Source organism: Dyadobacter frigoris (assembly GCF_005280585.1).
Classification (GTDB): Bacteria; Bacteroidota; Bacteroidia; order Cytophagales; family Spirosomataceae; genus Dyadobacter; species Dyadobacter frigoris.
Genome location: NZ_SZVO01000013.1, coordinates 144,762 through 166,075, shown reverse-complemented (window position 1 = coordinate 166,075; position 21,314 = coordinate 144,762). Strand labels below are relative to the sequence as shown.

Annotated in this window: 20 protein-coding genes and 1 tRNA gene; 3 read left to right on the top strand and 18 right to left on the bottom strand. The window is 41.5% G+C overall.

Annotation, left to right across the window (positions count from 1 at the left end; all coding sequences use genetic code 11):
- Positions 1-57 precede the first annotated feature (57 nt).
- The 14 genes from FDK13_RS25205 to FDK13_RS25140 form a co-directional block, all read right to left on the bottom strand.
- On the bottom strand, positions 58-1,086 hold the full coding sequence (locus tag FDK13_RS25205; protein ID WP_137342784.1) for a hypothetical protein: 1,029 nt from the start codon (positions 1,084-1,086) through the stop codon (positions 58-60).
- Between the two features lie 4 nt (positions 1,087-1,090).
- The gene (locus FDK13_RS25200) at positions 1,091-2,380 is read right to left on the bottom strand and encodes an OmpA family protein (RefSeq protein WP_229216207.1); all 1,290 of its coding nucleotides are present in this window, start codon (positions 2,378-2,380) and stop codon (positions 1,091-1,093) included.
- A 22-nt stretch (positions 2,381-2,402) separates the two neighbouring features.
- Positions 2,403-3,518 carry a hypothetical protein gene (locus FDK13_RS25195; RefSeq protein ID WP_137342783.1) on the bottom strand — a complete coding sequence of 372 codons (1,116 nt, stop codon included), beginning with the start codon at positions 3,516-3,518 and terminating at the stop codon, positions 2,403-2,405.
- A gap of 81 nt (positions 3,519-3,599) precedes the next feature.
- Entirely contained in the window at positions 3,600-4,745 is a 1,146-nt protein-coding gene (locus tag FDK13_RS25190; protein ID WP_137342782.1) for a hypothetical protein, read from the bottom strand.
- Between the two features lie 48 nt (positions 4,746-4,793).
- A complete protein-coding gene (locus tag FDK13_RS25185; protein WP_137342781.1) occupies positions 4,794-5,639 on the bottom strand; it encodes a zinc metalloprotease in 846 nt (281 codons plus the stop codon).
- A 57-nt stretch (positions 5,640-5,696) separates the two neighbouring features.
- Positions 5,697-6,674 carry a hypothetical protein gene (locus tag FDK13_RS25180; RefSeq protein ID WP_137342780.1) on the bottom strand — a complete coding sequence of 326 codons (978 nt, stop codon included), beginning with the start codon at positions 6,672-6,674 and terminating at the stop codon, positions 5,697-5,699.
- A gap of 11 nt (positions 6,675-6,685) precedes the next feature.
- On the bottom strand, positions 6,686-9,172 hold the full coding sequence (locus FDK13_RS25175; RefSeq protein ID WP_137342779.1) for an ATP-dependent Clp protease ATP-binding subunit: 2,487 nt from the start codon (positions 9,170-9,172) through the stop codon (positions 6,686-6,688).
- 34 nt (positions 9,173-9,206) lie between these two features.
- Positions 9,207-10,151: a hypothetical protein gene (locus tag FDK13_RS25170; protein ID WP_137342778.1), complete on the bottom strand. Its 945-nt coding sequence runs from the start codon at positions 10,149-10,151 to the stop codon at positions 9,207-9,209.
- A 76-nt stretch (positions 10,152-10,227) separates the two neighbouring features.
- Positions 10,228-11,391 carry a hypothetical protein gene (locus tag FDK13_RS25165; RefSeq protein ID WP_137342777.1) on the bottom strand — a complete coding sequence of 388 codons (1,164 nt, stop codon included), beginning with the start codon at positions 11,389-11,391 and terminating at the stop codon, positions 10,228-10,230.
- A gap of 19 nt (positions 11,392-11,410) precedes the next feature.
- On the bottom strand, positions 11,411-11,626 hold the full coding sequence (locus FDK13_RS25160; protein ID WP_262711829.1) for a LuxR C-terminal-related transcriptional regulator: 216 nt from the start codon (positions 11,624-11,626) through the stop codon (positions 11,411-11,413).
- 118 nt (positions 11,627-11,744) lie between these two features.
- Positions 11,745-12,395 carry a response regulator transcription factor gene (locus FDK13_RS25155; RefSeq protein ID WP_137342775.1) on the bottom strand — a complete coding sequence of 217 codons (651 nt, stop codon included), beginning with the start codon at positions 12,393-12,395 and terminating at the stop codon, positions 11,745-11,747.
- 623 nt (positions 12,396-13,018) lie between these two features.
- Positions 13,019-13,894 (bottom strand): AraC family transcriptional regulator, encoded by an 876-nt coding sequence (locus FDK13_RS25150; RefSeq protein ID WP_170982913.1) that lies wholly within the window; start codon positions 13,892-13,894, stop codon positions 13,019-13,021.
- Between the two features lie 10 nt (positions 13,895-13,904).
- On the bottom strand, positions 13,905-14,603 hold the full coding sequence (locus tag FDK13_RS25145) for a ferredoxin reductase domain-containing protein (protein ID WP_137342773.1): 699 nt from the start codon (positions 14,601-14,603) through the stop codon (positions 13,905-13,907).
- Between the two features lie 41 nt (positions 14,604-14,644).
- The gene (locus FDK13_RS25140) at positions 14,645-14,935 is read right to left on the bottom strand and encodes a hypothetical protein (protein WP_220417421.1); all 291 of its coding nucleotides are present in this window, start codon (positions 14,933-14,935) and stop codon (positions 14,645-14,647) included.
- A gap of 595 nt (positions 14,936-15,530) precedes the next feature.
- Between FDK13_RS25140 and FDK13_RS25135 the strand changes: the two genes are divergently transcribed.
- Positions 15,531-16,814, top strand: a complete 1,284-nt coding sequence (locus FDK13_RS25135; RefSeq protein WP_137342772.1) for a protease-associated domain-containing protein — start codon at positions 15,531-15,533, stop codon at positions 16,812-16,814.
- Positions 16,815-16,861: 47 nt separating this feature from the next.
- Positions 16,862-18,250 carry a sulfatase-like hydrolase/transferase gene (locus FDK13_RS25130; RefSeq protein ID WP_137342771.1) on the top strand — a complete coding sequence of 463 codons (1,389 nt, stop codon included), beginning with the start codon at positions 16,862-16,864 and terminating at the stop codon, positions 18,248-18,250.
- An 18-nt stretch (positions 18,251-18,268) separates the two neighbouring features.
- On the opposite strand, the gene FDK13_RS25125 is transcribed toward FDK13_RS25130, so the two are convergent.
- On the bottom strand, positions 18,269-18,637 hold the full coding sequence (locus tag FDK13_RS25125; protein WP_137342770.1) for a DoxX family protein: 369 nt from the start codon (positions 18,635-18,637) through the stop codon (positions 18,269-18,271).
- Between the two features lie 105 nt (positions 18,638-18,742).
- On the opposite strand from FDK13_RS25125, the gene FDK13_RS25120 reads away from it, so the two are divergent.
- Positions 18,743-19,093, top strand: coding sequence for a winged helix-turn-helix transcriptional regulator (locus FDK13_RS25120; protein WP_137342769.1), 351 nt, complete (start codon positions 18,743-18,745; stop codon positions 19,091-19,093).
- A gap of 39 nt (positions 19,094-19,132) precedes the next feature.
- Here FDK13_RS25120 and FDK13_RS25115 read toward each other — a convergent pair whose 3' ends face one another.
- The 3 genes from FDK13_RS25115 to FDK13_RS25105 form a co-directional block, all read right to left on the bottom strand.
- On the bottom strand, positions 19,133-20,050 hold the full coding sequence (locus FDK13_RS25115) for a helix-turn-helix domain-containing protein (protein ID WP_137342768.1): 918 nt from the start codon (positions 20,048-20,050) through the stop codon (positions 19,133-19,135).
- 59 nt (positions 20,051-20,109) lie between these two features.
- Positions 20,110-20,904, bottom strand: coding sequence for an SDR family NAD(P)-dependent oxidoreductase (locus FDK13_RS25110; protein WP_229216206.1), 795 nt, complete (start codon positions 20,902-20,904; stop codon positions 20,110-20,112).
- A gap of 305 nt (positions 20,905-21,209) precedes the next feature.
- Positions 21,210-21,282 (bottom strand) — tRNA-Lys (locus FDK13_RS25105).
- Between the last annotated feature and the right edge of the window lie 32 nt (positions 21,283-21,314).

The window sequence follows — 21,314 nt, the reverse complement described above, 5'->3', positions numbered from 1 at the left end:
ATCGTTTTGGTAAAAATGATTGCTGTATTTCCGCCATTTAGCGGGGGTTGAGTTCTTCTATTTTTTCAACTTTTTGAAATCAAGCAAAGAACTTACTGTGACGCCAAGTCCGGCTGCCGCTGAGCCAACGGAAATGTAAATTCCAGGTTTTGCATAGCTTGTCAGGCCTTCCGGATTACTGATTTTACTTTTATAATCTTTGAAATCCTTGTTTAGCATTGCATAGGTTACGGCTCCAAAAGCAAAGGCTGCAATTCCGGCGCCCAGTTTTATAGTCGCCAGTTTTCGGGTATGGTCAAGCTGCGCCTGGTTGGCTTTACTGATTTGTTCAGAGAATTTTTCGGCAGCCTTTTTCTCTTGCGGCGTCGCTGCGACGGTTGGTTTCATATCGGTTGGCTTACTTGCCGTTGCCATTGGCTGTACTCCATTTTTCTGCGCAGACTCGTAGGTAGCAGACGGTACGGGTGTTGCGGGTGCGGCGATAGCATTTGCGGCGGAATTGAACGAAATGCCGGTCAGATATACTATCCAGCTTCCTGCAACTTTATCAGCCCGAAGCTCTGCGACTCTGGAAACGGATTGATAAGGCGTCTTGTCATTGCTGTTTTTGGCTTTAAACTGCTGGGAAAAAAACACCTTGACAAAGGCATATTTATTCATTTTAACGTCCGAGACGACGATATTGGAAAACTCAATGGTGTTGGCATCTGATTTGGTATAAAACAGATCGAAGTTGCTCAAATATTTTTCAATCGGTGTATCAAGCTCGGGAGAACTGCTGGTATGTTTTGGATCCACGTCATCTTCCACGACCACGCCATCGTTGAAAAAAATCTGGTCATTGCTGGGCATGTAGCTGTTCATCATCATGTAGCGACGCTCGTAATTACTCAGATCATCATTAGAAACCGCGTTAAGAAGATCGTTGAATGCCTTTATCTTTTCTCTGGCCAGCACTCTTATTTCATCCGCATCTTTGCGGCTCAGCGTTTGTGCCATGGAAGTTCCTGCATAAAAAGATCCCAGCGCAATCATTAAAAGGACAAGTGATTTTCGGCTTACCGAAAAGAATTTGAACCGTGCCATAATTTCAATATGTTCTATCTTGTAAATCAATGATTTGAACTTCCACCCGTCTGTTTTTTTGCCGGTTTTTTTCGGTGTCATTTGGAGCTACCGGGAATTTACTTCCCAGTCCCTGTGCTTTGATTCTGTTTTCCGCAACACCTTTATTGACCAGATATCTGGCAATAACACGAACCCTGTACTCGGAGAGGGTAAGATTTAGTGAGGCGTTGCCAACATTATCTGTGTAACCGTTTACGGCTAATGATTTATCCTTGTTTGCAGAAATCCATTCAGCCAGTGAATCCAGATAATTTCTGGAATCAGCGGGTAATTTGTAATCGCTTTGCGGAAAGTATAGCGTCCGGTTTGATACTGTAAAATTAACTTCGGTCGTTGTTCGCTTTTCTGGCTTGATACTGTCCGCAGCAGGAATACGAAAAGATTTTAAGGTTATACCTTCTTTCAGCGGAGGCATTGCATTCGATAATTCAACCTTTCGGTTTTGGCTCACCAACTCAAATTTATATAGTTTGCCTGCCGGGGCGTCTGTATAAAAATGTCCGTCATTTACTCTTTCCATTTCAATTTTCTCACCGTTTCCTTCACGAAGCTGAGCAAGCAATCCACTATGCGAATTGGCAATGTTTACCGATAAAATCGTGTGCTGCCGGTTAAGTTTCAATGTGTAGGTTCTTGTGCTGTCCTGCGCCTGATCCAGAATTAAATTTCCGTTATAAGATTGATATCCAGGCGATTTTACTTCCATCGCCACAATATCATTTTCCGGAAATGCTACTTCAATTCCGGAATCTGATTTTATCAGATCGTAACATTCCCTGGCTTGTTTGTGTGTATAGTACAGGCAAATATTTGCTGGTAGTATTTCTTCGGAAACCGCGTCTTTCACCACAATCCGCCGGACGACTTTGGACATGCTAGTCGTGCTGTCTTTCAGTACAAAATGTGTTTGTTCTGATTGCGCGTACGGCTCATCGTTCGTCTGCTTTATAACTGGTAAAAGTTTCAGTGTTATAAAATAAGTATCATTATTTTTCGTGTCGTTATAAACCGGTACTGTAAGCGCCTGATAACCTTTTGATTCTATCACAAGGCCTGAAAGCTCACAAGGGATTTCTACACGGAAAATGCCTTTTTCGCCGGTTTTTCCAATTCTGCTTTTACCTTGTTCACTCCTGGCAAAGATGCTGGCCGCAAGCGGCTTGGTTCCGCTTACGTCTGTAACCGTACCTGCCAGAAACCCGCACTGGGCATAAAGCGATGTGATGCTGAGGAAATAGATTAATATTTTCACTGCTGGCCCGTATCTTAATTTGTTAATTCGATGTTGTTTCCACGCCAATATTTCCCAGTAAAACTTCCCAACGCAGTGTATCTCTGCCGTCGACCGTTTTTTGGTAGGATTCGAGTTTTACCCGGATATTTTTCTTGGTAATATCTCCGTATGCTACCTTTCCATTGGCTGAGTAGCCCTCAAAAACCTGCTGTCCGGAAATGATTCCGTAATAGTTGCCATCGGCTTCCTGTTTCAGCTCGCTGACGTATTTGACTTCGTTCCATGTTATATTGATCTTGCTGTAAGGAAGAAGTTTCAGCCGGTTGAGATAATCCTTGACAGGATATTTCCTGACGCCGCTGGCCGAACTTACAGCAACTGTTGCCTGTGGTTCGAAAAGGCTTAATGCTTGTAAAACAGCCTTGTTTTTCTCTTCTGACTTACGACTTTTATCGCCAATGATTCTTAGATATGAATTGAATTCGTCGACTCTGCGGATACCTTTCTGACTGTATTCTTTGTATTCAGAATCTGTTAAAACAGGTTTTTCTTTTTCCTTGATCATAGCTGGCGCTTCCTTTTTTGCTGCCGCAGCTGGTTTTTCAGGTTTTACTTTTTTTAGCTCGGTTTCCTTTTTTTCTATTTCCTTATGCACAAGACCAAGCAGCGGAGCTACATCGACAACATCCCGCAAAATTTCATGGCGACCATCCTTGTAGATCACCGTTGCAACTTCCTCTTTGTTGATACTCGCCGCTTTGCCCTCCGCAGAAATGTAATTGATCACCTCGTCACTTTCATAGGAAATAGTACCGGTAAGCACCGTCAGCGGGACACTTTTGATGATAATATCCTGACTTACATTTCGGGGTGGAGATTTGTAAAATGCATCAATCTGTACCTGTGCCTTGGAAGGATTTTCGTTTAATTCAGAAATGACAATAAATTGTCCGTTTTCAGCAAAAACCACTAAAAAACGTTTTCTGTTATAAATGCGCAATACGTTGTCTGAGGCAACCCATTCCAGTTTGTTATCCAAGGCACGGCTCAATTTTGCCTGAACAGGATTTCCGTTGTCGAGCCAGATCCGGTCCTGGGCAAAGACCGAACCTGCAAACAAAACCAAAAGGGTACTATATAAACAGAGCTTTTTCATTTCGGATAAAGTTGAAAAGACAACGGAATTGTCCTTGTTTTTCCCTCGGACATAGGCCTGAGGAATAGGTTGATGTGCAAATCATTTGTTGTAAGTAAGAATTGTTACCTGCATATCGCCACCGGATGAACTGGCATTTACCCGATCCTGACCATGCGCATCAATAGACATTTTCCCATACCGGCCCTGGTTGGTGATGTAAGCGACGACGGTGCCGTTGGGTAATTTATTGGCATTGGCATCCGTGTAACTTCCGTTGATAAAGTCGGTTGTTAAAATAGCTTTGGTAACGTCACTGTATTTAACATTGTCAAAAGTAAGCTGACCCAGAACTGCGAACTTGGCTCCATTTTTAGGATAAATTCCAGCCTTGTCGTTGTACGGATACCAGGTAAGGTCTTCCGCGCCCACTTGTGAAACCAGCTCGCCCAGATCCAGGTCATACGGATTGGAGTAATACATCGTGAAAGATTTTTTCGACGTAAAAACTGTGGGTTCTCCAGGCGTAAATGTAAGCGTTTGGCTATAAGTAATTCCACCTGCGTATATGGCATATGCCCGTGCATAATAGGTTACGCCAGCCGTCAAACCCGTCATTGTAGCGGTATAATTTGCTCCCGACGTATTACTGCCGATTTCTGTTTTACTGTCTGAAATTGTAGGTGTTTTATTTGTGGAAGAATAACATACGCCAAATGAGCTAATGGTTTCCGTCCCCAGTCTATCAAAAAATGATACACCAACTGTGGCTGATGATTTTGTAACATCCGTAATTGCTCCAAGCTGGATCAAAGGCACGGTATATTTATCCGTTTTGAAACTTGCTACGACTCCGTAAGAAACTCCACCACCTTCATTTTTGGCATAAGTTCTTACGAAATAAGTAGTTACAACATTTAAACCGGTGATCTGGCCCTGAAACTGAAAAGGTGTGGTAGTCACCACATTTCCTATTTTTAGTGCGGTACCATCTTCAATCGTTGGTTTATCCCGCGTGGCGTACACAAATCCATATTCAGTGATCTGTCCACTTTTTTTATCCTGGCGGCTATTTTTACCATCTGGATCCCGGACAGTCCCACTTACCGTAGCGCCGGATGTCACAACCTGGATGACACTAACCTCGGATACCACGGGTGGCAGCGGATCCACGGGAAGGAAAAGATTGCAGGCACTCACAGCAAATACAAGCCCGGCGGCTATGGCTGAATGGATTAACTTTTGCATCTGATAATTGACGTTATTTTCTTCACAGACAAAGATATTTTTTAACAATCAGGTTGTGGCTGGTGCCGTAGTTGGTGGCTGCCAGTCATTATCCCAGTATTCAATAAGCTGCATATCGGCTACACGACCGGTAAAATGAACTTTTGTATCGTCGTGATTTTGATTGATCAGATGGGAGCGGAGACGGTTGATCCACGGCCCCGCATGGCTGGCAGTAAGAAGTCCTCCCATGCCCATTACATTTTCTCGTTGTGCCAGTGTGAGTCCGTAATTGGAATCGCTGTTACCAGTCCCATTTACATGATTTAGTCCCATCGTATGTCCAAATTCATGGCTGACAGTTGTCTGAAGGAAACTTACACTGTGCACAACGGTTCCCATTCTCGTCATTCTCGTATTCCAGGACGATTCCAGATCCAGGTGCGTGAACATACCTGAACGGTTTGGCGGATCAGCAAATGACCGGAAACTCGTCTCCCGGGGGTGAATGATACGATAAGTCTGATGTGCTTGTGCCGATGTTTCCACAAGCTGGATGGAAAGGCTGCATTGCACATTCGCCGCCGTGAGCGCGCTTCCCAACCTTGGCCGATACCAGGGTTTATTGGGGCTAAGGATGAATTTTTCATTCCAATGATTTCGAATCACGCCCACAAATTCTCTTTTATAAGTTTCCCATTCAAGGTCTGTCCAGGGTTGAAGGTGGAAGTTTGCATCCGTATCGTGCAAAATTCCGTTCCCTGTTCCGTAAGTACCTGATGCATAAAAATGGCTTGTTGGTTCAATGCGGACCAGTCTAACACGGAACTGTAAAATCAGGTCGAAAGTATTATCGTCAACAGGCAAGAGACAGGAATCCCAATTCCATGCTTTTCTGAAAAGATGAATATTCATAATGGATCAATTTTATACTGAGCTATGAATTGTATTTTAAAACTTATCGGAATTGCATCAGGCCCAGTCAGGCTCGCTGAGATCCCTTGGGCAATCCATCATCTTCAAATTTCCATTGCTTGCCGTAAGCGCCGTAGAAAATCCCATCCCGTCAGCAGAAATAATTATTGTTGAAGGGTTTATGGAAGTTTCCCTCACCGCAAACTGCTTGTTCTTATTTTGTTGAAAGTCTACCATGAAATTTCCAAACACAGAATTTGATCCCGCAGATATTCCCGGCTGCTGCGCCAAAGCAATATTTAATTCGTTAAAATCTTTTAAAGCAAGCTTAAACCGGGAAGATGTTGTAAATGGCACCCAATCGCCGGAACCAGCTATTGAAACGGGCGAGCCTGGTCCTCCTGCTGCAACTGACGTACCGGCATAAAAAAAACAGGCTGTATCGAATGTTTCCATGTTTTTTATTTTGAAAAGGTAATTATCACGGCCAAACATTTTAAATATGGATATAGAGCGTCCTCCGACCATTTTTATAGCGAATTTTTGAGTAATAAATGCGGGCAGAACAGGTTTTGGTTCTATGTTTGGAGGTGGAGGAGCACCTTTATGCGCATATATTTTTACCGACCGCCAGTATCCAAAATCATCATCCGCTGCATCCGTACTGGCATCTGATCCCCTTGCCACTTTTTTGCGGAATTCTGCCACATTAAGCTTGTTTCTACCCGTTAAAATTTCCCGCTGGACTTCAACACATCGTCGTATTGAAAGATCAGAATTATACCCCCGGTCTCCTATTTTACTCGCATAACCCACCAGATTGATCCAGTAATCAACTTGTGATCTCAGAGGCAGGAAAATGTATTTATAAATTCCCAGCTTGTGATTTTCAATTAGTTTGTCATCGCCCGTTATAAAATTGTACAGTCGTAGCGCGCAAACAGGCATCCCGTTTCCTGCAAAATACTTTTCGTCTTCCGCATCGGGATTATCAAAAATATTCTCAAAATCAAATTTGTAATCTACTTTTGTCATCTTATCTGCTATCAAACTTCTTGTGGCAGTACATTTTTTCCAATCTTCCAAAAGACCTCACCGGTATCTTCCATATCCAGGAATATTACGGACCCCTTTCCAACCTCGCCCGTTATAATCATCCGGCTGATCGGCCGTCTTAATTGATTTCTGATCACACCTTTAAGCGGACGAACGCCGTAGCGCGGCGTAAATCCCTGCATTGCAATATACTTTCTGGCTTCGTCTGTCATTTGCAGTGTTATGCCCTGTTTTTCCATCAGATCAGTAAGACCTTTCAAATGGATATCGAATATTTTTACAACGTTTTCTTCTGATATGGGAGCAAACGGAACAATCTCGGTGAGCCTGGCAAGAAACTCGGGACGGAAATATTTTGCCATTACCTCCATCAGGTCAGATGACTTTGGTAAAGTACCCTGATTGAATTGCTCGACGATTTTTTCTTGTCCTATATTCGATGTGAAAAGAATTACAGCGTTTGAAAAATCACCTTCCTTACCAAGCCGGTCATGCAATTTTCCTTCATCCAGTATTTGTAGAAACAGGTCAAATACAGACGGATGTGCTTTTTCAATCTCATCAAACAAAACCACCGAATAAGGTTTCTGACGAATTTTATTGACTAAAAGTCCGCCTTCTTCATAACCTACATAACCCGGAGGAGCTCCATAAAGAAGTGCAGCTGAATGTTCTTCCTTAAATTCAGACATATCAAAGCGGATCAAGAATGACTCGTCATTGAAAAGGAAATCAGCTAGTGCTTTGGCAATTTCTGTTTTCCCGGTACCAGTCGGGCCAAGAAGAAAGAATGATCCAATCGGCTGCCCGGCCTTAATCAGTCCTGAGCGGGATTCAAGAATGGCTTCACTTAAAGCCTTCACAGCCTGATCCTGGCCAACTACTCTTTTTTTCAATACCTCATCTATTCCCAAAAGTTTATCCCTTTCCGAACTTTGAAGTTTTCCAAGCGGAATGCCCGTTTTGTGTGCTATTACAGCAGCAATTTCCTGCTTGCCAACACTCTGGGAATGCCTGGCCGCCAATTGCTGTAAAGCGGCAAGCTTGCTGGTCAGATGCGTATAAATGCTTTCAGCAGTATCAAGTTCTTCATCCTGCTGATCAAGCTGACCGATCAGAAGCGGGCTGAGCCGATTCGGTAATTGCCTTAAAAACCAGCGTAATTCATGTACTCTCTCAGCTTCATCGACAGCCATCAAAATGTCCAGGTCCATTTGAAGAAGAGCCAATTCGTTTTCTGAGACTTCATCCATTAACCGCATCGCAGCCATAGTTCTGTCGAGCAAATCCAATGCGACATCCGGTAGCCGCCTTTCTTTAATATACCTTTTAGAAAGTTTTACAGCTTCGCTGATTGTACCTTCTTCCAGCTTTAAACCATGATGCGCTTCATAAACCGGGATAATATGCTGTATCATCCTAATGGCTGTGACTTCGTCGGGCTCCTCGACCTGCAGTATTTCAAACCTTCTGCTGAATGCCTCGTCTTTTTCAATGTATTTACGGTATTCTTCCGGCGTAGTGGCTCCTATAAGCGTTAATTCACCTCGGGCAAGTTCAGGTTTTAAAAGCTGTGCAACGCCTGCTCCGATGGAACCTTTCGGGTCAAGGAGGATATGGATTTCATCAATAAATAAAACCGCTTTATCCAAACTTTTCAGTTCGTTCAAAATACCTTTTATCCGCTCTTCTATTTCTCCTTTGTAGGAAGCTCCCGCCACCAATGCACCGGTGTCAAGTTCGAGCAAGCGTGCATTTTGAAGTAGAAGCGGTACTTTTTTCTGTGTAATTAATTGAGCAAAACCTTCTACCAAAGCTGATTTTCCGACGCCAGGCTCACCGATCAAAATCACATTTGGTTTACTTCTTCTGCCTAAAATTTCAGCCATTTGTCTAATTTCCATATCACGGCCGATTACAGAATCCAGTTTACCCTCAGCGGCTCTTTTTGTTTTGTCTGTAGTGTATTTTTCAAGGAAATTTGACGCTGATTTTACTACATTATTTTGCGTGTTTGCCGATGCTGATTGTTCACCCGGATTATCATGAATTTGACCGTTGTGCGTTTGTTGGCTGATAGCCAAAACCTCTTTCTGCGTTAAAGGAAGCGATTTGAGCTGATCTGCAGAAAAGCCCACGCCTGGTTTTAACAAAGCAGCCAGAACGCAAAGCGGATCTGTATCACGATTAAGTTGCAGCGCGATCAACTCAGCGAGTTCGAGACAGGAGGCTGCCAGATTATCCGGCTGTGGTGATTCTGGTACTTTTACAGATTTTGCACTTTCTTCCAGACGTACCTCTGCCCAATCCCGCAGGTAAGCAACATCTTTTTGAGCCATGACAAGCTCAGAGGCCAGGCCCGCATCGTTGTGCAGAACAGCCATCAAAAGGTGAGCCGCTCCAAAACGCTCTTGCCGGTATTCACGGGCAAGTGATTGAGCAATGGTTAGGGCATATTTTAGCGCTTCGGTTTGCATGGAGTTGATCTTTAAGAAATTGTAGTCTTTTTTGCTAAGGCTGGTTTTTTTGTATGCCGATCAGCCTTTCGAGTGCTTTCGATTTCATTTCTTTGTTGTTGGTAGAAAGCTGAAGTCCGTCAAAAATCTGCTTCGCCTGGTCGTAGTAAACTTTGCGGTCATTTTTACGGAGATTTCCCTGTGTCAGCAACTGGTAATAGCCTTCTGCTTCCGCGTAACGCAGCCATTCACGGTAGGTCACGCCGGTGCCTGCTTTTGCGGAAAGGCATTCGTCCAGCTGTTTTTGTATCGCGGAAGCATCCGACCCGCCGCCTCCTGATTTTGATGACCGGCAATTGTCAAGGTCTTTCTGAGCAGCAGCGAGTTTGGTTTGCAGCTCTTTGGACGGATCAGCACCTCCACCACCACCACCACCACCACCTGCGGCTCCTGCCATAAGCTGACGTTCCATTCCTTTTATTTCCAGATCTTTCATGTTAATCTGGCTTCGCAGATCATTAATAACTTGCATATCAATTCCTTTGCCGTCGAGCGTATGACGCAGTTCGCTAATGGTTTGCCGGTAGGTGACAAGGGCTTCGGTAAGTTTTGCCACCCCGCTCGAAAGTCTCCGGTTTTGCTCGCTTTTGGCGGAAGCAGCAAGCAAATTAAAATGGCTCATGATCGAATTAATCCGGCTTTCAATATCGACCAGCTGGGTTCTTGCAGTCGCTTTGGCCATCTCATCGGTTGCGCTGCTATAAATCCCGTCCTGCTGAATGAGCTTGCGTGAAATCTGGCTCAATGTGTCCGTATCAACAAGTAGGGGAGACTGTTCCAGAACAATTTCTTTGTAAAGATTCGACTCAGATTCGGCTATCGAACCGGGCACACGCAGCAATAGATAGACTGCCAGTACAGGAAAAGTAAGCGAGAGCGCATACAAACCTATGAACTTTCCAATGGCAGATTTTCGCTGATTCTTGTTTACCGGCTCCATGATATTTTAATTTTAGTGCAGCGTTATCCTTACGACAAAAAGCCGTCGGATTAAAAAAATAATCTTTAAATCAAAGTCAAAGAGGACTCCATCTGGATTTCTGTTTTTCAACTTGAACCGGAGTTTCATGCACCGGACTTTCGATAATAAAAACCTGCTGTCCTTTTCGCTTTCCAATAAATTCCAACTGACTCAGCTTTAAAAATAACGCGGTCCACATATTGTAAAAACTGTCAATTACTTTTAGGCTGGAAACAATTTCATTATGATCGTATGGAACCTGAATTACATTTAAAATCTGTTTTTCAAGTCCGCCAGGTGATTCTTCCGCCCATTCACCCAGATAACCCAGCACTTCTTCTTTTTCCCGATCGGTCAGACATTCCAGCGACGCTCTGATACTTTGAATAGACTGAATCATCAAAACGATCATTTCGAGTGGCGATTGGTACGGTACCAATCTTTGAAATATTGCATTATTTGAAACTATGACATTTATTAGCCTTTCCACGAGTATTTGGATGCTATCAGACAAAGCACTTTTTTGACTTTTTGTTTTGATTTTCTGAACAATACGGAATGCGTACGTTTCAATATCATTCAAATAAGTGCCAAACCGGTTATACCAATCCTTTAATTCCTTATGACTTTTTATGGTCCGTGAAGCGGGAATATATTCGCCTGTTACTTTTAATTCAGTATTAATGTATTCAATTTTTCCAACGATCAGTCCGCCGCCCGACCACTGCTGACTGTTGATCGTTTCAGCCGGTACCACATCTATGCTGTAAGCGGGCAAAGTGTATGGATGGCGCATTGGAATTTCATTTTCCAGCGGACTGCCAAAGAGTGCCCTTTCAAACAAATTAACAATAATGATGATATAAAATATCTGGTTTTGATTCGGTTGTAAATGATATTTGACAAAAATTTGCCCCAGAGAAGTATCAAACACCAGTTCATTTCTTTGATTAATTCCGATCAGGCTTCCGTCAGGAGTGATCGCAAAACAATTGCTTACTTTAATCCGGATCTGCTGGCTGGCATCACCCAGGATCTGTATTTGCAAAGATTCACTGCCGTCCTTTTCAACCAAAAGTCCATAATTATGCGGTGTTAGCATCGCAGCCTGCATCTGTCGAACCTGTTCGGTATGGTAATGATCTGTTTCAACAAAATGCTGCCGGGATATCTTCATTCCATCGACCCAATTCACTGCCAAATGCTGAAACTTTGCCATACTTTTAGATTATTGCCAGTTAGTTATTTAATCGCATGGCTGCTTTCACAAGCCCGATAACGGTACGTACTCCAAATTTCCTGAAAAGGCTTCGCCTGTATGTTTCAACGGTGGAAATACTGATGTCCAGCTTTTCAGCAATCTGCTTCGAGCTTAGTTCCTCCATGATGAGGTCCAAAATTTCCTGTTCGCGCTTTGTCAGTTCCATAAGTAAAACTCTTAGACAAAGTTGCAATCTTCAATGTGTTAATTCAATCGACAGATACCCTGAATTTTACTTACAAATACCCTGATATTTATTCTGATTTTTCTGCTTGTTTTAAGGGTTTTCCACGATATTGTAATGTAAAAAATTAAACTACGCCCATCCTGACGGCAATCTTAGTTAAACCGACTGAGTTTTTTACACCTAGCTTTTGGAACAAATTCCGGCGGTGACTTTCCACTGTTTTATCACTGATACACAGCTCGCTGGCAATGCGGGTTGTTGTATATTCATTTGCAACGAGTCTAAGAATTTCTACTTCTCTTTTACTTAAAAAATCCTTGGTTGTAGGAATAGGCTCGGGAATAAAAGTTTCAACAGAACTTTCTGCCAGCCTTAACATAACCTCCTGTCCGTAATAAACTCTTCCCTGCGAAACAGCTCTGAAAGCAAGTTCCCATTCATGGAGCTCTGATTCAAAAACAATGTAGCCACTCACCCCTGAACGGACAACCTCACGCACAGATTCAGACGACGGACTTGGTGCCAGCAACAGGAATTTTAACCTTGGATGAAGCTTTCTTATTTTCAGGATTTTTTCCGCGACGTTCTCAGTCTGATGAGCAAATAAAACAATGACGTCAATGTCTTTCAGATAGGGAAGCTGAATAAGATGATCAAGCGAGCTGCCTTTGCCAACCAATTCAACATAGGATATTTTACGCAGCCAGTCCGCTACCGCCTCACATTCCAGCGGATGCGGATGTACAAGAAACGTATGTGCGATGAAGTGTTCCATAGTTGCCGAGCATTAAAATTACTATTCAAAGGTAGCATTCTGCGTCTTACTATCAATGCTAAAAAGTGAACCTGTTATTATCCGGTAGTCGAATTTTGGCTAATGCGCCGGTAATTTCTACATTAAAAAATAATAATAAGTAAAACATCAGCTACAATAGAAGTTGAAAATGCTATATATCTCACTATCAGATTTATAAAAAAATATTTTAAAGAATTTATGACCAAGTAATACCCTTAATGGTAAAAACTTACTTATAAGTATATACGTCTTGAAGTTTTGGAGCAGTCAAATTAAGAAAGTGAGGGAATGAGTGAATCTTTGACGAAATCCCAAAAGTATAAGAATTCAATGAAACTGGTTTGTAATGAGTTGAAATTATTGGATAAAATGTATTCCATGAATCTTGAAATTCCCTTTTTTTTCAAAAATTCATGAGCTCTTATCCTGATTTAAAACGAAACAGGAGTTCGGGGGTGTTTTTTATAGTGAAGACTTTGTTTTTTTAATATTATGCTCACAGGAAACCTGTTAAACGGGTTCAAGGAAATTGTTTGTCGAGTTATTATTCGGCTGTTGAAATTTCAGGAAGAAGTTTAAGCTTGTGTTTATCATGATTTTTTTTAACGCCTTCCTATTTTGTTTTTGCGGAAAATTGCAGGGGAGGAGCCCGTACTTTTACCAAACAGGCGGATGAAATATTTATCATCTTCGTAGCCCAGATTATAGGCAACTTCTTTAATACTCAGTTCGGAATAATATAGTAATCGTTGTGCTTCATTGACAACTTCCTGCTGTATAAAATAAGTTAATGGAAATCCTGTTACTGCTTTAACTGTGTCGTTCAGATAACTTACCGAAAAATTCATTTTCTCAGCATATTCTGACGGCTTCTTCATGGTTTTAAAGTTTTTTTGTAATAGCTGACGAAACTTCTTAGTGATGTCAATATTCCGGGATGAGAATTCCTGAATGCGTGTATTTTCCTGTACCTGGTATAAAACAGAAGCCTGATAAATAAAAGAATCCAGCAACGATCTTGTCAGCTGCGCCTGAAACAGGGCTTTTTTGTTTGTGTTAATAACAGAATGTATGAGCTCAAAAAGTTTTTTAAACCAATCGCGTTCGTCATCATTTAACGATATGAGCGCTATTTTTGTCAGCGATTCTTCTATGATCAGCTTTGCGTTTTCATTTATCAGTTTCGCATCGAAGGCCAAAACCCAACCGTTGCAGGTTTGATGTTTTACAACTTCATGAACCTGTCCCGGATAAGAAATCAACATTGATTGTTTGTTAATTATCACAGGCTTGAAATCGATCATGAAATCCATATTTCCATTTTCAACAAAAAAACAGCAATAATGGTCGTGGCGGTGAGGTACGGAGGCTTCCGTTGCAAATTGAAAAATTTCTGCTGCTGAAAAATGGAAAAGAAAAATATCAGATCCTTTTTCAGCAAATTCGTCGAATTGATAAATCGGTATTTTTTCTGACATTCCTTTAAAATTAAGACCAGAAACCATGTGCAAATATTTTGGCCGTAAGATATGGATTCTTTTTTAAGATCTTTCTCAGTCCAGTTACCATCGGGATAAAGCCGGCAATATATACAGCAGTGTAATCTGACATTCTTTTATTTTCAGAAAATTGATTTAAGCTGTCAAGACTATTGGCACCGGGCATCATCACAAACTTAAATTCAGGGTTTTTGTTTTTAAAATAGTCAGGAAGTGTATAATCTTCATTTAGAAATATAACGGCCTCGAAAGGATACTCATTCCTGTTTGTCAATTGTTTAAGCGCAAGAAAATGTCCCAACGCGCTGCCGTCTCCAAAACATACAATTTTTCCCGGCCTTGAAGGTAATTGGGCAGCGTGTGCAGGTGCAAAAAGAATTGTATCCCCTGCCTGTAAATTTTTTGTCCAGGCACTTCCGTGTCCATTATGTTCTGTTTCAATGAGCATGGTGCAAATTCTTTTTTCAACATCCCATTTTGCCGGGGTATAATCCCGGTATTCAAATTCGGCAACCTTGCATTTTAGGCGTGGTATAGTGTTCCACTTGTTCATATCGACCTCTGGTAAATGCAGATCAATTTCGTACATCATTTCCGGTTGCCATTTCCTGATAGCCAATACAAACCCTTCCTGGGTAAAGGCTTTATCCATGAGATTAAAAACTGCTTTTTTTAGTCCGTTTGTCATTGTATTCTTAGTTAATTATTCTTTGCCCGCTTAATTTTTCTTTAATCAAGTAATTCTTCACAATCAAAGCCATGATGGTTTAAAATATCAACTGCCTGGGATGCAAAAGTTCCGTAATGTTTGATGCGAAGTACTTTGTCACAGTCTCCAAGATCGAAACTGATTTCACTGCCTGGAAAATGTGAATGGAGTATTTTCGTTAAATTTTTTCCCTGATCAGCTTCCCTTATATTTGTTTTAAAAACGTAAATAGCCGGATAAATTATTTTAGAATCGATCCGTTGCGTTACACCCCCAACAGGTGATGATCGTATTGCCTCTGCTTTTTTCATTGATGATTTGACCTTTTATTGTGACTAATAGTTCGACAAAGGTATTTTATAAAACAGGCGTTTTGTCCGACAAATGACGGGGAAGAGTGGAGAATCCGCGTTAAAAATTGGTTTAAGAATTGTAACGGACGGATTGCTGTGAAGAAAAATTGGCGGGATTTTGAGTATTTTATTCCGATTCTATATTGATTTATTTTCTCAGAACTTCCTTGCAAGTTGCCTCTAATACATCAAAAAAACACTGCCGGCAATGACGATCGTAAGCATTGTTTATGTTGGGTAATTCCTTCGCCAGCTGTATCATTTTTGGAAAATAAAGCTGGGAAATGAATCAAAATGACAAATAAACAAGCAAATTTTCAACATTCTCTTCTCCTTCTTGATAAGGATAAATTAAATAGCTTAATTTGCCTATTAGGCTAGTAGACTATATATACTTTTTGCCAGCCACCAACAAGAATATGTATTAATGGTATGCCTGTTTTCCTTTTCAAAATCTTCGAAAATCGTGGCGGATCTCTACCTTATTTTAGCGGCCATTTTTGGTCTGTCTTTGCCTATTGATCAATTTATCCGGTAAACATTTATGACAAACATGAAGCGGTTCGCGACCAACGATTTGGCTATTTTTCTTCTCCTTACTTTTTATTCCTATCATTCCCCGGCGCAGCAAGCGGGTCAGGAAATATTTCAAGGCGCTGATCTATATGCTGATGTAGTTCGGTATGTAAACTTTGGCATTCACCGCACAGGAACGGAAGGCGACAATAAAACGTCCGAATGGATCAAAGAAATTCTCGGTAAAAATGGTTTCAAAACAGAATATGTAACTTTTCCGGTAGAGCAGTTTTTTCCTGAAAAAACCCAATTGAAAATTGGGAAAAGGTCAATCGAAATTTTCCCGGTTTGGCCAGTGCTTAATGCCGGGGTAAATATTACATCGCAACTTGTAGAAGCAAATAAAGATGCCCGGGATTTTTCTGGTAAGATTGTCTGGATTAATCAGCAGTCAAAGGAAAGATCGTTCAGTTTTATGGATGAGGAAAATGCAGCGGAAATTAAGAAAATAATCGACGCTGGGGCAAAGGCCATTATACTTGTTGCCGATAATGCAGCTGGCGAAATTGCCGCCATCAATACACTGCCCGGAGTTTCTTACCCTATACCCGTCGTGCAGGTCGCTCCTAAGGATATTGCGAATCTGACAACGCATGGTTTCGCAACCTTGACAATAACAGGAAAATTGAAAAAAGTAACGGCTAGAAATATTCAGGGAACTTTCGGAAGCGGCGACAAGACGATTATTATTTCCACACCGATCAGTGGCTGGTTTACCTGTGGTGGAGAGCGGGGACCTGGTATTGCGACCTTCAATGCGCTGGCTAAATGGGTTGCTGAAAAAAAACTTCCTTACAAATTTATATTCACAGGGAACTCAGGGCATGAACTTGCTCAACATCAGGGTACACACATATTCCTTCATGAAAAAGCGCCAAAGCCAGCCGACGTGCGTTTATGGGTTCATTTGGGTGCAAGCTTTGCTACTTACTCTTATACTAAATCAGATAAAGGATTGGTTCGTCAGGCAATTGCTGATAATAAACGAATTGTTTATTTCGCGGGTAATGTTGGGAATTCCGTAAATCAAGCTTTCGGTAGTATCGCTATTCAGCAAGTAAAAGATAAGGCTTATGGTGAATTGGTTGTCGCTCAAAAGCAGGGTTACTCGCCTTTTATAGGTTTTGTAGGTACTTCTTCTTTCCCATTATTTCATACCAAACTGGACGACGCATCAACAACTTCGCCCGCTTTGCTGGAAGAAATGGCGAATGCGATCAAACAAGTTATTGAGACTGAGCTGGGTAAAGATAAAATCTGATTATGGCAATTAAATGGATTGTGAAACCGAAATTTTCAGCAAAATACATGTCTAAGTTTAGAATATTTTCAGGAATAATAATCCTTGGTTTGATCAATGGATTTATTGCAAACGCACAGAAAAAACCAGCTGAAAAGACAAAACAGCCAAACATCATTATCATCCTGACCGACGATATGGGATTTAGTGATGTAGGAACTTTTGGCGGTAATTTTGTTCCTACGCCGAACATCGACCGGATAGCAAAACAAGGTTTAAAACTTACACAATATTACAGTGCGGCACCAATTTGCTCACCATCCAGAACGGGTTTACTAACGGGCATGTATCCGGGAAGATGGAATTTTACAACGTATCTTGACAATAAAAAACATAATAAGGATGCTGAACAAATTGATTTTCTTAACACAGAAGCACCTACAGTAGCGAAGTTTTTTAAAAATGCAGGGTATGCCACAGGTCATTTTGGGAAATGGCACATGGGCGGAGGAAGAGATGTAGCGAACGTGCCGGGTTTTGAAAAATACGGATTTGATGCCCATGCCAGTACTTATGAAAGTCCTGATCCGGATCCGGCATTGACTGCAACAAACTGGATATGGTCGGATAAGGACAGCATCAAAAGATGGGATCGGACGCAGTATTTTGTCGATAAAACACTGGCTTTTATGCAGCAGCACAAAGGCCAGCCTTGTTTTGTCAATCTTTGGCCGGATGATGTTCACACGCCTTGGGTACCCGGAACCGAGACAGAATATACGGGTAAGTTTCCGATAAACCCACAAGAAGAAGAAGCATTTAAATTGGTTTTGAAGGAATACGACGTGCAGATCGGGCGATTGTTGGACGGACTGAAAGAAATAGGAGAGGATAAGAATACGATCATTATTTTCACTAGTGATAATGGTCCGTTACCCAGTTTTAAAGGAAGTAGGGCTGCCGGTTTAAGAGGATCCAAGCTTTCGCTTTATGAGGGTGGTACAAGAATGCCTTTCATTATCAGCTGGCCTGGTCATATTCCGGCAGGCAAAACGGATGATATTTCGGTATTGACCGCGCTGGATTTGTTGCCTTCCCTGGCTAAAATGTCGGGTGTGTCATTGCCACGTAGTTATAAAGGCGATGGCGCAGACAGAAGCTCCTTATTTACCGGAAAACCTTCCGTAAGGCAAAAGGATATTTTTTGGGAGTACGGAAGGAATAACATGGCTTATGCATATCCGAAAGGACAGGATAAAAGTCCAAATCTGGCTGTACGATCCGGAGATTATAAACTTTTGATGAATAGTGATGGTAGCGATGTGCAGCTTTATAATATCGTCAAAGACAAAAATGAAACGTCCAATCTTGAAACTGCTCAGCCCAAACTGACCAGTGAACTAAAAGATAAATTATTGGCCTGGTGGAAATCATTGCCAAAACTTGTCTCAGAATGATCTGAGATTGGATTAATACTATTTTTTGATTATTACTTTATGAAAAGTAACATACGATACCACCAATAGCAAGAGGAGGACAAGCGGTGTTATCTGGTTGGATACCGGGTCGCCTATCATATAATGTGAGAGGAATGCCGAAAAGAAATTAATAAAAAAACCGGCATAAGCCCATTCCTTAATGCGTGCAGGAATGATCGGTATTCCTAGCGCCAGTGCTCCGAGTAACTTTGCAATTCCAAGTTCCACCCGAAACCAATCCGGAAATCCGACATGCACATAAGCATCTTTCAGGGCGGGATTAAAGAAATAGTTATAAAATGAGAACAACATTCCCAGCACAACCAGACCGGTCGTAATCCAATAAGTAATTTTTAGCGCTTTCATAAATTTTATATTTTTATAAACAATTGCAAATATATTTCGGTTTAAGTTTATTTTTGTAACTGGTTTACCAAATGAAACCGGTTTCCTTTAAGAAACTATCAAAGTATGAATGAAAATGATAAACCCGATTCGGCAGCTTGCTCGGCACACCACATGGCTATCCGCGACACGATGGATATTTTGGCTGGAAAATGGAAGATCCCAATTATCGGCACCCTGAGTTTTGGTAAGAAGAGATTTATGGTGCTTATTGCCAGTATTAAAGGCATCGCTGCAAAAATGCTTTCAAAAGAATTACAGGAACTTGAATTAAATGGATTAGTCAGGCGGACTGTGCTGGACACAAAGCCAGTCACAGTTGAATATGAACTAACAGAATATGGTCATTCGCTTAGACCTATTATCAATGAAATGGCTTCCTGGGGCAAACAGCACAGGGAAAGGATTATGAAATGAATGGAAATGCTAACTTGTTGGATGTGAATTTATAGTCCCTTAATTAAAAGACTGCCTAAATTGCAAAGGCGAAAGTTTCGTTTTTGTTTTGAACAATTTACTGAATGATTGCGAATGTTCAAAGCCTAAATGGTATGCAACTTCATTTACAGATAAGCTGGTTGCAGACAGTTTTTCTTTCGCTTTTTCGATGAGTTTGTTGTGAATATGCTGTTGTGCATTTTGTCCGGTAAGAGAACGCAGCATATCACTCAAATAACTGGGAGAAATGTTCAAGTGGTCTGAAAGATATTGAACCGTCGGTATTCCCTGACTTAAAGCTTTTTCGCTATTGAAATATTCTTCTAAAAGATCTTCCAGCTTTAATAACAAATCGTTATTAACAGCTTTGCGTGTAATGAATTGACGCTTGTAAAAACGATTACAGCAATTCAGGAGCAGCTCAATCTGGGAAATAATAACATCCTGGCTAAAATCATCAATCCTACCACTCAATTCTTCTTCAATGAGTTTAAAAATTGAAAGAATGGTTGCCTTTTCAGTATCAGATAAATGCAAGGCTTCCCGGGCAGAATAGGAAAAGAAACCATATTGTTTGATCTTTTTTGCCAGGGGATAATTCCATAAGAAGTCCGGATGTATCAGCAAGGAATATCCGGCATTTTCTCCGTTATCTTCATAGCTTCCAATGAGTTGATTAGGGGAAGCGAACATGAGGCCGCCTTCATCAAAATCATAGTAATCCTGGCCATATTTTAATTTTCCACTAAGCTGTAATCTGTAAGATATTTTGTAAAAATTCAGAATATGGGAATGAGGCAATCGATTCAGGTTGATTTGGCTGTTAATATTATTGATCAGACTTATCATCGGATGCAGCGGCTTTGGTAAGCCAAAAGCCCGATGCACGTCGGTTAAAGAATCAAACTTATGATGGATATTTTCTTCTTTTTTCATATTGAAAAGTTATAAAATTATAACCGATAATGTTTTAAATCATCGGTTATAATTAATTTTTACCAGGGAAATAGCCCGTCTGGGCCAGAGAAAGTGCCTGTTGGGCCATTCTTATCAAGGGCTGCGCGCACAACACTACGACTGCCTTCTTCAATCGTTTCAACACCCGCAAAATTGTTGAGAGCAGTGGCTGTGAAGCCGGGACTTACTGCATTAACCTTAATGTTTGTTGATTCGAGTTCAATTGCGAAGGAAAGAGTGATTGCGTTTAGAGCAGTTTTAGAAGCAGCGTAAATGACACCGAATCCCGGGCGATATGGAAATGTCGGGTCAGAATTTAACGTTAACGAACCCACGCCGCTCGATACATTGACAATTCGCGCAGCGGGCACTTTGCGGAGGATTGGGAGCATAGCTTGCGTGACGGCGAGTACGCCAAACACGTTGGTCTCAAAAACCGCCCGCACCTCATCAAGTGAGGCAACACTTGCCTGGCTCGATTGCATCATCTCTTCAAGCGTCCTGCCCGGCGCTCCGGCATTTGAGATTGCTGCGTTATTTACGAGCAAATCAAGACGGCCAAATTCATTTCTGACCCGCTCGGCCGCGGCATTAATTGACTCTTTATCCGTAACATCAAGCTGAATGGCATAGGTATTTTTGCCGATTTTTTTTGCGGCTATTTCTCCATTTTCCAGGTTTCGCGACCCGAGCAGTACTGTGTAGCCATTTGCAACGAGCTCCTTTGCTACTTGAAAACCAATTCCCTGATTGGCACCAGTTACGAGTGCGACTGGTTGGTTCTGTGGGGTATTCGTGTTAACACCTGAAGTTTCAATTTGTAGTTCCATCATTGTTTTTTAATTTTTGATACAACAAATGTCAGCAGATGCCATTTCTAACTTGTAGCCGAATTGAGAGTTTTTGTAGGCAAAACGGGGAAGTTTATATTAGGGATTCTCAGACTTGGGAATAGATCATCAACTTATTTGATTGAAGAGGTTTCAGGAATGCTGTATTAGTCTGTATTATTGTTTCCTTTAATCCGGAACAATTTCTTAGCAGGCGGGTATACTTAGAGAAACTTTTTGAGGGTATGAAACGCAGTATTTAATCGTTATAAAAAAGGCCAAACCTGATTCAGATTTGGCCTTTTTTGTGATCCCGCTGGGATTCGAACCCAGGACCCATACATTAAAAGTGTATTGCTCTACCAGCTGAGCTACGGAATCGTTTTTTGCTGTTTCAATGATAAAAATTGCTT